The sequence below is a fragment of the uncultured Polaribacter sp. genome (assembly GCF_947495205.1).
Taxonomy (GTDB): Bacteria; Bacteroidota; Bacteroidia; order Flavobacteriales; family Flavobacteriaceae; genus Polaribacter.
This window is the reverse complement of record NZ_CANLXV010000001.1, coordinates 177372-191656: the sequence shown is the minus strand read 5'-3', so window position 1 is coordinate 191656 and position 14285 is coordinate 177372. Positions and strand designations below refer to the sequence as shown.

15 protein-coding genes and 1 pseudogene are annotated in these 14285 nt (G+C 29.7%); 15 read left to right on the top strand and 1 reads right to left on the bottom strand.

The features are described from left to right. Positions 1-17 precede the first annotated feature (17 nt). The 15 genes and pseudogenes from Q0762_RS00860 to can all read left to right on the top strand — a co-directional run bounded on the left by Q0762_RS00860 (position 18) and on the right by can (position 13859). Entirely contained in the window at positions 18-332 is a 315-nt protein-coding gene (locus Q0762_RS00860; protein ID WP_298762669.1) for a hypothetical protein, read from the top strand. 6 nt (positions 333-338) lie between these two features. After that, positions 339-635: a type II toxin-antitoxin system RelE/ParE family toxin gene (locus Q0762_RS00855; RefSeq protein ID WP_298762665.1), complete on the top strand. Its 297-nt coding sequence runs from the start codon at positions 339-341 to the stop codon at positions 633-635. Between the two features lie 2 nt (positions 636-637). After that, positions 638-1414 carry a UDP-2,3-diacylglucosamine diphosphatase gene (locus Q0762_RS00850; RefSeq protein WP_298762662.1) on the top strand — a complete coding sequence of 259 codons (777 nt, stop codon included), beginning with the start codon at positions 638-640 and terminating at the stop codon, positions 1412-1414. Between the two features lie 104 nt (positions 1415-1518). After that, positions 1519-2508 carry a MoxR family ATPase gene (locus Q0762_RS00845; RefSeq protein WP_298762660.1) on the top strand — a complete coding sequence of 330 codons (990 nt, stop codon included), beginning with the start codon at positions 1519-1521 and terminating at the stop codon, positions 2506-2508. A gap of 115 nt (positions 2509-2623) precedes the next feature. After that, complete coding sequence (locus tag Q0762_RS00840; RefSeq protein ID WP_298762659.1) at positions 2624-3493, top strand: DUF58 domain-containing protein; 870 nt, start codon at positions 2624-2626, stop codon at positions 3491-3493. A 238-nt stretch (positions 3494-3731) separates the two neighbouring features. Then, positions 3732-4592 (top strand): hypothetical protein, encoded by an 861-nt coding sequence (locus Q0762_RS00835; RefSeq protein ID WP_298762657.1) that lies wholly within the window; start codon positions 3732-3734, stop codon positions 4590-4592. After that, positions 4579-5583, top strand: a complete 1005-nt coding sequence (locus Q0762_RS00830) for a VWA domain-containing protein (protein ID WP_298762651.1) — start codon at positions 4579-4581, stop codon at positions 5581-5583. The genes Q0762_RS00835 and Q0762_RS00830 overlap by 14 nt, the downstream gene beginning before the upstream one ends. 86 nt (positions 5584-5669) lie before the next feature. Next, a pseudogene (locus Q0762_RS13995) lies at positions 5670-6032 on the top strand (four helix bundle protein). A gap of 22 nt (positions 6033-6054) precedes the next feature. Then, positions 6055-7101, top strand: coding sequence for a VWA domain-containing protein (locus Q0762_RS00825; RefSeq protein WP_298762648.1), 1047 nt, complete (start codon positions 6055-6057; stop codon positions 7099-7101). 12 nt (positions 7102-7113) lie between these two features. Further along, a complete protein-coding gene (locus Q0762_RS00820; protein WP_298762646.1) occupies positions 7114-7932 on the top strand; it encodes a tetratricopeptide repeat protein in 819 nt (272 codons plus the stop codon). A 90-nt stretch (positions 7933-8022) separates the two neighbouring features. After that, positions 8023-9795, top strand: coding sequence for a BatD family protein (locus Q0762_RS00815; RefSeq protein ID WP_298762645.1), 1773 nt, complete (start codon positions 8023-8025; stop codon positions 9793-9795). Between the two features lie 2 nt (positions 9796-9797). Continuing rightward, positions 9798-10556 (top strand): SH3 domain-containing protein, encoded by a 759-nt coding sequence (locus tag Q0762_RS00810; RefSeq protein ID WP_298762642.1) that lies wholly within the window; start codon positions 9798-9800, stop codon positions 10554-10556. Between the two features lie 142 nt (positions 10557-10698). Beyond that, the gene (locus Q0762_RS00805) at positions 10699-11199 is read left to right on the top strand and encodes a universal stress protein (RefSeq protein WP_298762639.1); all 501 of its coding nucleotides are present in this window, start codon (positions 10699-10701) and stop codon (positions 11197-11199) included. 143 nt (positions 11200-11342) lie between these two features. Next, entirely contained in the window at positions 11343-13205 is a 1863-nt protein-coding gene (locus Q0762_RS00800; protein ID WP_298762637.1) for a SulP family inorganic anion transporter, read from the top strand. Positions 13206-13217: 12 nt separating this feature from the next. After that, positions 13218-13859, top strand: coding sequence for a carbonate dehydratase (gene can / locus Q0762_RS00795; RefSeq protein WP_298762635.1), 642 nt, complete (start codon positions 13218-13220; stop codon positions 13857-13859). Positions 13860-13900: 41 nt separating this feature from the next. On the opposite strand, the gene Q0762_RS00790 is transcribed toward can, so the two are convergent. After that, positions 13901-14284: a hypothetical protein gene (locus tag Q0762_RS00790; RefSeq protein ID WP_298762633.1), complete on the bottom strand. Its 384-nt coding sequence runs from the start codon at positions 14282-14284 to the stop codon at positions 13901-13903. Position 14285 lies beyond the last annotated feature (1 nt).

Sequence of the window (14285 nt, the reverse complement as noted above, 5' to 3'; positions counted from 1 at the left end):
TAACAAATTAGAAAACCATGAGCATTTTAAATATAAAAAACAAAATAGTAGAAGAAATTAATACTATTCAAGATGCTTCAATCTTAAAAAAGGTTCTTTCTTACCTAGAAAAAGTAAAAGAAAACAATGTTTCCGAAGAACAATTAATATATTACAATAAAAAGAAATCTAATTCTTTATCTGAAAAAGATATTGTTGCGTATTCAATAAAAGGTACACCAATTTCTAGAGAAACGTATATAAAAAATAACGAACAAGCTATAGAATCTTTTAGAAATGGAAATTTTAAAACTCAAAAACAAATTTTAGAAAAATACCAAAAGAAAGCTTAATTTAGTATGAATAAAAATTTCGATACTATTATTTGGTCTTCAGATTCAGAAAATGATTTAGATGATATTGAAGAATATTATACTAGCGTATCACCAGAAAAATCTACTCAAAAAATTATTGATATTATTTTAAAAGTTGAAGAAACCATTTTTTCTGAACAATGGCAAATTGATGAATTTGATTCCTCTTCTCGAAGAATGATTATTAATAAGAAGTTTAGAGTTTTATATAAAATAATAGATAAAAATATTATCATTACCAGAGTGTATCCTACACAGAAAAATCCAGAAAATATTTCTTAACTTTGATTACAATCACTACCTCACAAAATAAAAAAGTCTACTTTGCATCAGACCAACATTTAGGTGCGCCTACACCAGAAACTAGTTTTCCTAGAGAACAAAAATTTGTTGCATGGTTAAATAAAATCAAAAAAGACGCAGAAGCTATTTTTTTGTTAGGAGATTTATTCGATTTTTGGTTTGAGTATAAAACCGTTGTTCCAAAAGGTTTTGTAAGGGTTTTAGGAAAATTAGCAGAAATAAAAGATAGCGGAATTCCTATTTATTTTTTTGTAGGAAATCATGATTTATGGATGACTGATTATTTCGAAAAAGAACTCAACATTCCTGTTTATCATAAACCACAACAATTTCTAATCAACAATAAAAAGTTTTTTATTGGTCATGGAGATGGTTTAGGTCCTGGAGACAAAGGCTACAAACGCATGAAAAAAGTGTTTACATTTCCACTTTTCAAGTGGATGTTTCGCTGGTTTCACCCAGATTTAGGCGTAAAATTGGGGCAGTACATGTCTGTAAAAAATAAACTTATTTCTGGAGATGAAGATGCAAAATTTTTAGGCGAAGAAAACGAATGGTTGGTACAGTATTGTAAAATGAAACTCACTCAAAATCACTCAGATTATTTTGTTTTTGGTCACAGACACTTGCCTTTAGAAATAAAATTACAAGAAAATGCTACCTATATAAACCTAGGCGATTGGATTACTTATTTTACTTATTTAGAGTTTAACAATAATGGTATCAATTTGTTAAAATTCGATAAGAATTCCCTTTAAAATCAATAAAAACTTACAAAATCTTTAACCAACTTTTAACAAACTGCAGTATGTTAAAATTGTAGATTTGTTTCCAATCGAAAATAAATCTAATACAATATATAATGGATGTAGATGTAAGAGCAATAAACGAAAAAATCGAGAGAGAAAGCGCGTTTATAGATATTTTAACCTTAGAAATGAATAAGGTTATTGTTGGGCAAAAGCAAATGATAGAAAGTCTGTTAATTGGTTTGTTAGGAAACGGACATATTTTATTAGAAGGTGTACCTGGTTTAGCAAAAACATTAGCTATTAACACTTTGTCTAAAGCAGTACAAGCTAGTTTTAGTAGAGTACAATTTACGCCAGATTTATTACCTGCAGATGTTGTTGGTACCATGATTTATAACATGAAACAAAACAACTTCGAGATTAAAAAAGGACCTATTTTTGCAAATTTTGTATTAGCAGATGAGATTAACAGAGCACCTGCAAAAGTACAATCTGCATTGTTAGAAGCCATGCAAGAACGCCAAATTACTATTGGAGATGAAACCTTTAAATTAGACGAACCTTTTTTAGTAATGGCAACACAAAACCCTGTAGAACAAGAAGGTACTTATCCTTTACCAGAGGCGCAAGTAGACCGTTTTATGCTAAAAGTAGTTATAGATTACCCACGTTTACAAGATGAACAAGTAATTATGCGTCAGAATTTAACCGGTGGTTTTGCAACTGTAAATCCAGTTATTTCTGTAGACCAAATTATAAAAGCAAGGCAAGTTGCTAGTGAGGTGTATATGGATGAAAAAATAGAAAAATACATTTTAGATATTATTTTTGCAACGCGTTATCCAGAAAAATACAACCTAGCAAAGCTTAAAGATTTAATTAGTTTTGGAGCCTCTCCTCGTGGTAGTATCAATTTAGCAAAAGCAGCAAAATGTTACGCCTTTATTAAAAGAAGAGGTTATGTAATTCCAGAAGATGTAAGAGCAGTTGTAACAGATGTTTTACGTCATAGAATTGGTATTACTTATGAAGCTGAAGCAGAAAACGTAACCTCTGTAGATATTATAAACGCTATTATTAATGAAGTAGAAGTGCCTTAGAAAAGAGTTGGTAGTAAAATCAGTTCTCAGTTGCTTACTCGAATCTGATTTACTGAATACCTTAGTTACAAAATACTGACTGAATACTGCAAATTGGAGACTGCATACTTACAAAATGGATACAAAAGAAATACTAAAAAAAGTTCGAAAAATAGAGATTAAGACACGCCGTTTGTCTGATCATATTTTTGGTGGCGAATATCACTCGTCATTTAAAGGACGTGGTATGACTTTTTCTGAAGTACGCCAATACCAATTTGGAGACGATGTTAGAGCCATAGATTGGAATGTTACTGCGCGTTATAATGAGCCTTATATAAAAGTTTTTGAAGAAGAACGCGAATTAACCATGATGCTTTTGGTAGACGTTTCTGGTTCTGAATTATTTGGTACAAGCAATCAATTTAAAAAAGATACGGTTACAGAAATTGCGGCAACATTAGCTTTTTCTGCAACTCAAAATAACGATAAAGTTGGGTTAATTCTCTTTTCTGATGATATTGAGCTTTTTATCCCACCAAAAAAAGGGAAAAGCCATGTATTACGCATTATTAGAGAATTAATAGAATTTAAACCAAAAAGTAAAAAAACAAATATTTCTGAAGCATTAAAGTTTTTATCTAGTGTACTAAAAAAAAGAGCCATTGTTTTTATGTTGTCTGATTTTATGGATGATGATTATGAGAAAACATTAAAAATAGCTGCCAAAAAACACGATTTAACAGGTATTAGAATTTACGATAAACACGATCAAGAAATTCCTAATTTAGGTGTAGTACCCATGTTAGATGCTGAATCTGGTGCTATTAATTTAGTAAATACAAGCTCTAAATTGGTAAGAAAAAGTTACAAAACCAATGCACTTCGTTTAAATAATTATTATGTAGATATGTTTAAAAGAAGCGGTGCAGGAAGTGTTAATACAAGAGTAGATGAAAATTATGTAAAAAAATTATTAGGTTATTTTAAGCATAAAGGAAGGTAAAAGCCCGTTTTAATCTTCTTAAATAGAAGAAAAACTCAGATTTAAAATCAAACTAAAAATTATTTAAATAAAAAAGATAATACTAAAGTTGAAAAAAATTAATAGAAATATCATTTTTCAAAAAATTGATAAAAAATCACAGCCTAAATGCTTTCTTTCCTTTGGAAAGAGAGTTAAAGAGATAGGATTCTTTTTCCTTTTTTCTTTTTTCAGCTTTACTGCCTTTGCCCAACAACCAATGGTTGAAGCAAAAATTGATACCACCAACATTAGAATTGGAGAACAATTTAATTTAAAGATTTCTGTAGACGAAACCAAGAATGTAATTATTCCAAAATTAATTTTAAAAGGTTTAGAAATTGTAGATTCTACAAAAACAGATACGCTTAAAAATAAACTAATTAAAAAATATGTATTAACAGGTTTTGATAGTGGAGCATTTTACATTCCACAACAACAAATATTTGTAAAAAACCAGGCGTATTTAACAGACTCGCTTTTAGTAAATGTTGCTACAGTAGCTGTAGATACTACAAAAGTTAAAAAATTTCCTATAAAAACTATTAAAAGTGAACCGTATACTTTTGACGATTTTAAAATATACATTTATATAGCTTTAGCAATTTTAGCCATTATTGCCTTTTGGATTTATTGGTTTGTAATTAGAAAAAGAAAGGAAGAAGTTGAGGCGCCAACTTACAGAACTTTGCCACCTTATGAAGAAGCTATAATTCGCTTAAATGAGTTGGATGAAAAACTATTGTGGCAAAATAATAAAGTTAAAGAATATTACTCTGAACTTACAGAAATTGTACGCGGTTACATAGAAAGAGAATTAAATGTGCCTGCTTTAGAAAACACTACAGATAATATTTTAGAAATGCTACGCGATTTTAAACAAGCAGAAACCATTTCTACTTCTCAAGAAACATTAGATAAATTAAAAAGTTTATTAAGAGAAGCAGATTTGGTAAAATTTGCAAAATCAAAACCAATGGCAATAGAAATTGAAGATGATAGAAAAGATGCAGAACATATTATTGGCAATTTAAAGCCAAAACCAATACAAGAAGAAAAAGAAGAGGATGAACTGGAATAATTTCGAATTTTATAGTCCTGAGTTTCTGTGGTTGCTAATTTTGATTCCTTTATTAGCAATTTGGCACTTTTTTATGCGTAAAAAAGACAGTGCTGTACTAACCATGCCAAGTGTAAAAGGTTTTAAAACAACATCTTTTGTAGTCAAATTAAAACCAATTGTATATGTGTTAAGAATGTTGGCTTTTGTAGCAATTATTATTGCCTTGGCAAGACCAAGAAACGTATCTGTAAGTAAAAAAACAAAATCAAACAGAGGTATAGATATTGTTATGGCAATAGATGTTTCTGCAAGTATGTTGGCAAGAGATTTAAAACCAAACCGTTTAGAGGCACTTAAAAAAGTTGCAGTAAACTTTGTAGATAGAAGGCCAAATGATAGAATTGGTATTGTAGTTTATGCAGGAGAAAGCTTTACGCAAACCCCAATTACAAGTGACAAAGGAATTGTAAAACGTACCATTTCTGAGTTAAAATGGGGCCAATTAGAAGGCGGTACAGCAATTGGAATGGGCTTAGGTTCTGGAGTAAATAGATTAAAAGAAAGTAAAGCAAAAAGTAAGGTAATTATTTTACTAACAGATGGTGTAAACAATTCAGGAAATATAGATCCAAGAACGGCAACAGAATTAGCTAAAGAGTTAGCAATTAAAGTATATACTATTGGAATTGGAACCAATGGAATGGCAGATTTTCCTTGGAGTAGAGATCCAAGAACAGGAAAATTAAATTTTAGAAGACAACAAGTAGAAATAGACGAAAAGTTATTACAAGAAATAGCATCTGAAACAGAGGGACAATATTTTAGAGCTACAGACAACGAATCTTTACAAGAGATTTATGATGAAATTGATAAGCTTGAAAAAACAAAAATAGAAGAGTTTAAATATTACAATTATCAAGAAAAATTTAGAATTTTTGTGTTACTAGGATTAGGTTTCTTGTTGATTGAATTTATCCTTAGAAATACAATTTTTAAATCTTTTATATAATTAATGTGTAATTGTTGAATTGTTGAATCATGTAAATGAAAAAACTTGAAATTATTCAATAGTTTAGAAAGTTTAAACAATAAAATATGTATACATTTTCGTTTGAGAAATTAAAAGTATGGCAAGAAGCAATTGATTTATCAGTTAAGGTTTATAGCATATCAAAAAGTTTTCCTGCGGATGAAAAATATGGAATAACAAGTCAATAAAAAAGAGTAACAAATTCAATTTCTGCAAATTTTGCAGAAAGAACATAAAGAATTACAAATAAGAATAAGGCCCATTTTTCAACAATTGCTTTTAGTACAACTATGGAAGTTTTAAATCATATAACCTTATGTAAGAAACTAGATTTTATAAATGAAACAACATATAACAAAATAAGACAGCGTATTTATAAAATATCAAATATGCTAAATGCATTAAGAAAATCTCAGTTAAACAGTTAAAAAACAATTACACGAATAACCAATGTACAGAATAGAAGAACCAATTTATTTTTACCTATTAACAATTATTCCTGCAATGATTGTTGTTTTCTTGTTGGTTTTTTGGTGGAAAAAAAGAACACAGAAGAAATTTTCTGATGCTGAATTATTAAAAAAGTTAGCACCAAATGCATCAACATTTAAAAATAGTTTAAAGTTTGTTTTTTTACTTTTAGGTATTGCCTTTTTGGTAATTGGTTTAACCAATCCTAAAATGGGAACCAAATTAAAAACCGTTAAAAGAGAAGGTGTAGATGTGGTTTTTGCGTTAGATGTTTCTAAAAGTATGTTGGCAGAAGATATTGCCCCAAACAGATTAGAAAAATCGAAACAAATTATTGCTAAAATTATAAATAGATTAGGTTCAGATAGAGTAGGTATTATTGTGTATGCTGGTAATTCGTATCCGCTTTTACCCATAACTACAGATCATGGTGCAGCAAATATGTTTTTACAAAATGCGAGTCCAGATATGGTTTCTAGCCAAGGAACAGATATTAATGGCGCCTTAGAATTGGCAAAAACTTTTTATAATAATGATGAGCAAACCAACCGTTTTCTAATTATTATTTCAGATGGTGAAGACCACCAAGAAGAAACCAAACAAGTAGCACAAAATTTAGCAAACGATGGTGTAAAAATTTATACAATTGGTGTAGGTACAGAAAGAGGTGGCCCAATACCAATGCGTCTAAATGGAGCAATGATTGGTTACAAAAAAGACAATAAAGGAGAAACTGTTATAACAAAACGTAAACCAGAAGTTTTACAAGATATTGCAGATGCTGCAGACGGTAATTATATAGATGGTAATGTAACTGAAAACCCAGTAAAAGAAATTGCAGATATTATTGCAAACGCAGAAAAAAACGAATTTGAAACCAAGCAATTTTCAGATTATAAAGACCAATTTCAATGGTTTATTGCTATAGGTTTGTTGTTTTTACTAATAGACGTTTTCTTGTTTGATAAAAAAACAAAATGGTTAAAGAAAGTAGATTTGTTTAACGAAGAGAAAAATAAGAAGTAAAGCATTAAAATTATGAAAGCTTTTAAATACATATTAATTTTAGTTGCAATGCTATTTTCATCAAAAGAAATTGCAGCACAAAAAGATACAATTACACAACAAAGAACGGCACGTAAAATGCTAAGACAAGGTAATGAATTGTACAAAAAACAACAATTTACAGACGCATCTGTAGCATACCAAAAAGCATTGGGTAATAATTCTAATTATGATAAAGCAGCCTATAATTTAGGAAATGCCTTGTATCAAAATCAGAATTTTAAAGAGGCAATTCCGCAATTTGAATTAACTGCAAAAACAGCAACCGATAAATTTACCAAAGCAGAGGCATTTCATAATTTGGGCAATGCACATATGGAAGGTAAAAATTATGCAGGTGCCGTAGAAGCTTTTAAAAATTCTTTACGCAATAATCCTTCAGATGATGAAACCCGTTATAATTTAGCAGTAGCTCAAAAAATGTTGGATAAACAAAATCAACAAAACAAAGACGACAAGAATAAGGATAAGAATAAAGATAAAAAAGATCAAGACAAGAAAGATCAAGACAAAGATAAAAAAGACAAAGACCAAGATAATAAAGACCAAAAAGATAAGGACAAAAAAGACCAAGATAAAGACGGTAAAGGCGATAAGGACAAAAAACAAGATCCTAAAAAAGATAAAGAAAATAAAGACAAACAAAAGCCAAAACCACAACAGGGTAAAATGTCTCCACAACAAATTAAGCAGTTATTAGATAACTTAAATAATGAGGAGAAAAAAACCCAAAAGAAAATGAATGCTAAAAAAGCAAAAGGTAAAAAAGTAAAACAAGAAAAAGATTGGTAAATTGTTGTGTAACTGTTTAAATGTTTATTTGTGTAACTGCTAAACGATTCAACAATTCAACCTTTAAACCCATAGTTATATTAATAAAAAATGAATTTTAAGTTTCCTATATTATTTTTTGCACTACTAATTCCATTTTTGGTTTTAGGGCAAGAGGCTACTATAAAAACTAAAGTCAGTAAAAATAAATTGGGCGTAAATCAGCGTTTGCGTGTAGTAATTTCTATAGACAAACAAGGTGGAGAAAATTTTACACCACCAAGTTTTCAGAATTTTAAAATAGTTGGTGGTCCCAGTCAGTCTGTTAGCCAAAGTATAACATCAACTCCTAGTGGTAGAAAAGTAGTATTCTCACAATCTTACACGTATATTATTCAACCCAAAAGAAAAGGAGAGCTTTCTATTGGTAGTGCTTCTGTAAAAATTGGTGGTAAAATTATAAAATCAGATCCTGTAAAGGTTATTGTTTTAGATGCTGTAGAAATTCCTAAAGATCCCAATGATCCAAATTATGTAGCACAACAAAACATACATTTGGTGGCAGAAATTTCTAAATCTAGACCTTATGTTGGCGAAGGTGTTTATGTAGAATACAGATTGTATGTAAGCGAAAATGTAAGTGTTTATGATACCAATGTAACAGAGGCGCCAAAGTACAATGGCTTTTGGAATCAAGATATTAAAATTAGCAATTACCCTGTAAAAATGGGTAAATATAATGGAGAAGACTACAGATATATTGTATTACAAAAAGCTTTATTAATTCCTACAAAGACAGGTAAACTATCTATAGATCCTATGAAAATGGATATTGTAATAGGTGTACCTTCTGGTAGAGCAGATTTTTTTGGAAATGTAATTACTAAAAATGTAAGAAGAGAATTTGCTTCTGCTAAAAAAATAGTTTCGCCAAAAAGTTTACCAACAGAAGGTAAACCAGCCAATTTTAATGGTGCTGTTGGTAATTTTAAGTTAGATGTTGCCTTAAGTAAAGAGGTTTTAAAAGCGAACGAAACTTCACAAATTAAGGTTGCCATTTCTGGTAAAGGAAATTTAAATTTATTTGAATTACCAAAGGTTACAACGCCTGTAGAATTAGAAATGTATCAACCAGAAAGAAAAGAAAAGGTTTATGTAAACACAACCGGAATTTCTGGAAATGTTTCTGATACCTATACAGTTGTACCCCAATATAAAGGAAAATACAAAATACCAAGTGTTTCTTTTTCTTACTTTAATCCAAAGCAAAAAAAATACAACACAATTACTACAAAAGATTTCTTTGTAGACGTGCAAGAAGGTAAAGAATTGGTTACTGTAGACACCAATAGTGTTAGAAAAAGAGAGGTTGTAGCAACAGGTAAAAACTTTAGATACATTGCCACCAAAACAACTTTTAAAGATTCTAAAACGGTAGATTTCTATAAATCAAATTGGTTTTATATTTTACTACTTTTCCCATTATTAGCTATTCCTATTAGCATCATAATTGGTAAAAGAAATGAAGCTAGAAATAGTGATGTTGTAGGTAATAAATTAAGAAAGGCAAATAGGTTGGCAAAAAAATATTTATCTGAAGCTGAAAAGCAACTGGGTAAAAAAGATGAATTTTATGAGGCTTTAGAACGTGCATTACACAATTATTTAAAAGCAAAATTGGGTATAGAAACTTCAGAAATTAGTAAAGAAAGAATTACGGAAATGTTAGCTGGCAAAAACGTAGAACCTGCTACAATATCTAAATTTATAGAAGTTTTAAAAAGCTCAGATTTTGCACGTTATACACCATTTACGGCTACAGAAATGAAAGCAGAATATGAACGCGCTAAAGAAGTTATTGTTCAATTAGATAAACAACTGTAAAAATGAAAAAATTATTGTTTTTATTATTGATAATTGCACAAACTGCGATTGGGCAACAAGCAGATAGTTTGTTTATTGATGCCAATAAATTATACAAAATTGGCGAATTTGAAAAAGCGATTGAAACCTATAAAGTAATTGAATCTAAAGAAATTGTTTCGTCTGAATTGTATTACAATCTAGGAAACGCCTATTATAAATTAAATAAAGTAGGGCCAACAATTTATTATTATGAAAAGGCTTTAAAACTAAACCCTTTAAATGAAGATGTACGCAATAATTTAGTCTTTGCAAAACGTTTGGCATTAGATAATATAGAAGAGGTACCCAAAACGGTATTTCAAAAGTTTAATGCAAACTATTTACAAAAACTATCTTACAACCAATGGGCAGTGGTTTGCGTGGTATTGTCTTTTTTAGCTTCATTATTATTTTTGCTGTTTTATTTTTCTCAAAGTTCAGCTTTAAAAAGAATTTATTTTACAATTAGTGGTATAGGTTTTCTAGCTTTAATACTCTCAATTTTTATTACTTATAACCAATACAACTTCACCAAAAATAACAAAGAGGCTATTGTATTTGCAGAAAAAACAGCAATAAGAAATGCACCCACCTTAAATTCTGAAGAGGTATTTACGTTACATGAAGGTACCAAAGTAACCGTTTTAGACGCTATAGATAACTGGAAAAAAATTAAGATTGCAGATGGTAAATTGGGTTGGGTAATTGCTTCTGAAATAAAACTATTAGATGCTTTTTAAACATTTTTATTTTCAAAAATTATAATTTCAATCAATAAACATAAAAATACTTTATAACTATCATTTAATATATAAATAATAATTAATGCTTTTTTTAAGCTAATTTTGTTGGACTTAACAATTGTAAATAACCTAAGTTCAAATGAATAGAAATAAATATAAGGTATTAGTACTTTCTAATTTAGAAGGAAGAAACGCAAAAGAAACATTGAAATATGGCATAGATGTTTGTAAAGAAATAGATGGTGCTTTAGAGTTGTTTTGTGTAAAAAAACCAAGAGAGGTGGTTACCACAGACAACCCACTTTCTGCAATGAGAAGGGTTAATAAATCATACATAGAAACCTCAGAAAAAGCAAAAAGCTTAATTCGTGAAATTACAAAAGATGAATTTTTTGCTGTAAAAACAACTATAGAATTTGGTAATGTTAAAAATGAAATTGAACATTACATTGCATCATTAAATCCAGATGTTATTATTTTAGGAGAAAGACAAAAACGTTTTTTTAGATTAAATACTGATAGTCTTACCAATTTCATCACCAAAAAATATACAAACAAGGTTTTTATTACAAATAAAAATAATGTTGTAGACGTAGCAATTTCCTTAAACCAAATAAAAACGAAAGGACAAAGTGCATAATTGCACTGTGCTAATTACATTTCATAGGGTCATTTATTAAAAATTTATTTTAATAAATGACTTTTTTTATACGCGAAAATCAGTTTTCAATTCAAATAGTTTTATTACATTGTCTTGCTAAGAGAATCAATTAAAAAAACGAAATGAAAAACTTTTTTTCTAACCTAAAAGGCGATGCTTTTGGTGGAATAACAGCTGGTATTGTAGCTTTACCTTTAGCTTTAGCTTTTGGTGTTTCCTCTGGTTTAGGGCCAACAACTGGTTTGTATGGTGCAATTTTTATAAGCTTTTTTGCTGCATTATTTGGTGGTACAAATACACAAATTTCTGGTCCAACTGCACCAATGACTGCTGTAAGTATGGTGGTTATTGCTGGTATTGTTGCAGCCAATGATGGCGATATTTCTAAAGCATTACCTGCTATATTAACCGTATTTTTATTAGCAGGTTTAATGCAAATAGGTTTAGGTTTTATTGGTTTAGGAAAATATATAAGATACATACCATATCCCGTAGTTTCTGGTTTTATGACGGCTATAGGTGTAATTATTTTACTAACCCAAGTTTTACCTTCCATAGGTTATTATCCTAAAGAAGATATCGCTTTTGTAGAAACTTTTAAACCGCAAGCGGAAGAGGTTCTTTTAGAAAATATTTTAAAAGATGAAGTTGGTGAAGGAATTTTAGTTTTAGATAATTTTAAAGAAACTATTACAAAGGCAGATAAAATAACGAAAGATGCTATTTTTAAAGAATCACAAAATTTAGCAGCAAAAGAGGCTTCTGGTGCTTTAGGAGCTATTAAAGCGTTTCCAAGAGCCGTTCAAAATATAAATTGGCTAGAGCTTTTATTAGCTTTAGGAACTATATTTATAATTTACGGTTTTAAAAGAATTACTACAAAAATACCAAGTACGTTAGTTGCTTTAGTGGTAATGTCTGGTATTGCTGTTGCTTTTGGTTTAGATTACAAAACTATTCAAGAAATACCAAGTGGAATACCTAGGATTAAGTGGGAAATTTTCTCTGGTTTTAGTTTGGCTAATATTACACCTTATATTTTTACAGCGTTAACTTTATCGCTTTTAGGTGCAATAGATTCTCTGTTAACCAGTGTAGTAGCAGACAATATGACCAAAACCAAACACAAACCAAATAAAGAATTAATTGGCCAAGGAATAGGAAATAGTATTGCAGCACTTTTTGGTGGTATACCAGGTGCAGGTGCAACAATTAGAACTGTTGTAAACATTAATGCAGGTGGTAAAACCAAGCTTTCTGGTATGATTGCTGGTGTAATGTTACTTGTAATTATGTTGGGTTTAGGACCAGTTGCCTCTAAAATTCCTGCGGCAGTTTTAGCCGGTATTTTAATTACAGTTGGTATTGGTGTAATGGATTATAAGGGTTTAAAAGCCATACCATATTTACCTAAAGATATTAAATTAGGCGCTTTAAAACTAAGTTCAGAAGTTTTAATTATGATGGTGGTTTTACTGTTAAGTACTTTTTGGAATCTAGTGTACGCAGTTGGTATTGGGCTAGTAATTGCTTCTTTAATGTTTATGAAAAAGATTGGAGATTTAACTGCAAAAGGATCTAATATAAAATCATTAAAAGAAGAATCTTGGAAAGACGAAACTAATTTTCCGAAAAACTTAACAGAAGAAGTATTTATAAAACACATTAAAGGACCTTTATTTTTTGGTTCTACAAGTGAATTTCAAGCATTAGCATTGCAAATTCCAAATACTGCCAAAGTTGTAATAATGCGTTTGGGTAGAATGCAATATATGGATCAATCTGGGTTGTATGCTATGGAAGATATGTTGCAAGAGTTAAAAAGAAAAAATGTAGAAGTTGTTTTTGTAGGTTTATCGGAACAACCCAAATATATGATGGAACGTATTGATATTATCCCAAATTTTATTCCAAGAAAACATTTATTTGAAGACTTTGAAAGTTGTTTGCAATGGATTAAAACAAACGTAAAAGATCAGAACTAAAAAAGATTTATTATGAAAAACACATATTATCATCAGTTATTAGAAAACAACAAGAATTGGGTAAAAGCCAAGACAGATGAAGATCCAGATTATTTTGAAGATTTGTCTAAAGGTCAAAAACCACCTGTTTTGTGGATAGGTTGTGCAGATAGTAGAGTACCCGCAAACGAAATTACAGGTACGCATCCTGGAGAATTATTTGTTCATAGAAATATAGCAAATATGGTGGTGCATACAGATATGAATATGTTAAGTGTTTTAGATTATGCCGTAAATCATTTAAAAGTAAAACATGTAATTGTCTGTGGGCATTATGGTTGTGGTGGTGTGCAAGCAGCAATGCAAAACAAATCTTTAGGGCTAATTAATAAATGGGTTAGAAATATAAAAGAGGTTTATAAAGACAATAAAACAGAGCTTAGAAAAATTGATAATGAAAAACTTCGTTTTGATAGATTAGTAGAGCTTAATGTAAAAGCTCAAGTATATGATTTAGCCAAAACATCTATAGTGCAGCAGGCTTGGAAAGATGAAACAGGCTTAGAAATTCACGGTTGGGTGTACGAACTAAAAGATGGTGTTATAAAAGATTTAAGGGTTTCTATGGATAGTGCAGCGCATTTAGATGAAATTTTTACACTAGATTTAGATTAAAATAGGATAAAAAAAAACCGAGAATTTATTCTCGGTTTTTTTTATTTTTTATTAATTTGAGTCATTTTCCATTCCCAAGACCTGCCTCCCAATCTAGCAGTATAATATACTTTTTTACCTTTAACTCTGTCTATTTTAATACTCATTTTTGTACCAGACTTAAATGGGAAATTTGGTAATGTAGATTTTTGAATTATTAAATTGTATTCACAATCAGATACCCACTCAATATTAGATTTAATATAATATTTTTTCTTTTCATGGTACTCTGTGTATTTATCTTCTCCAAAAACAACCAATACATCTTTGCTGCCAACTTTATAGGTAAACTTATTGTTTTTTAAAAATGAGCAGTCTTTTAAAGTAGTAAAAGAAGTTAAAATACCAAAACCCAAAAAAACTGTAAAAAAATATATATTTCTCATA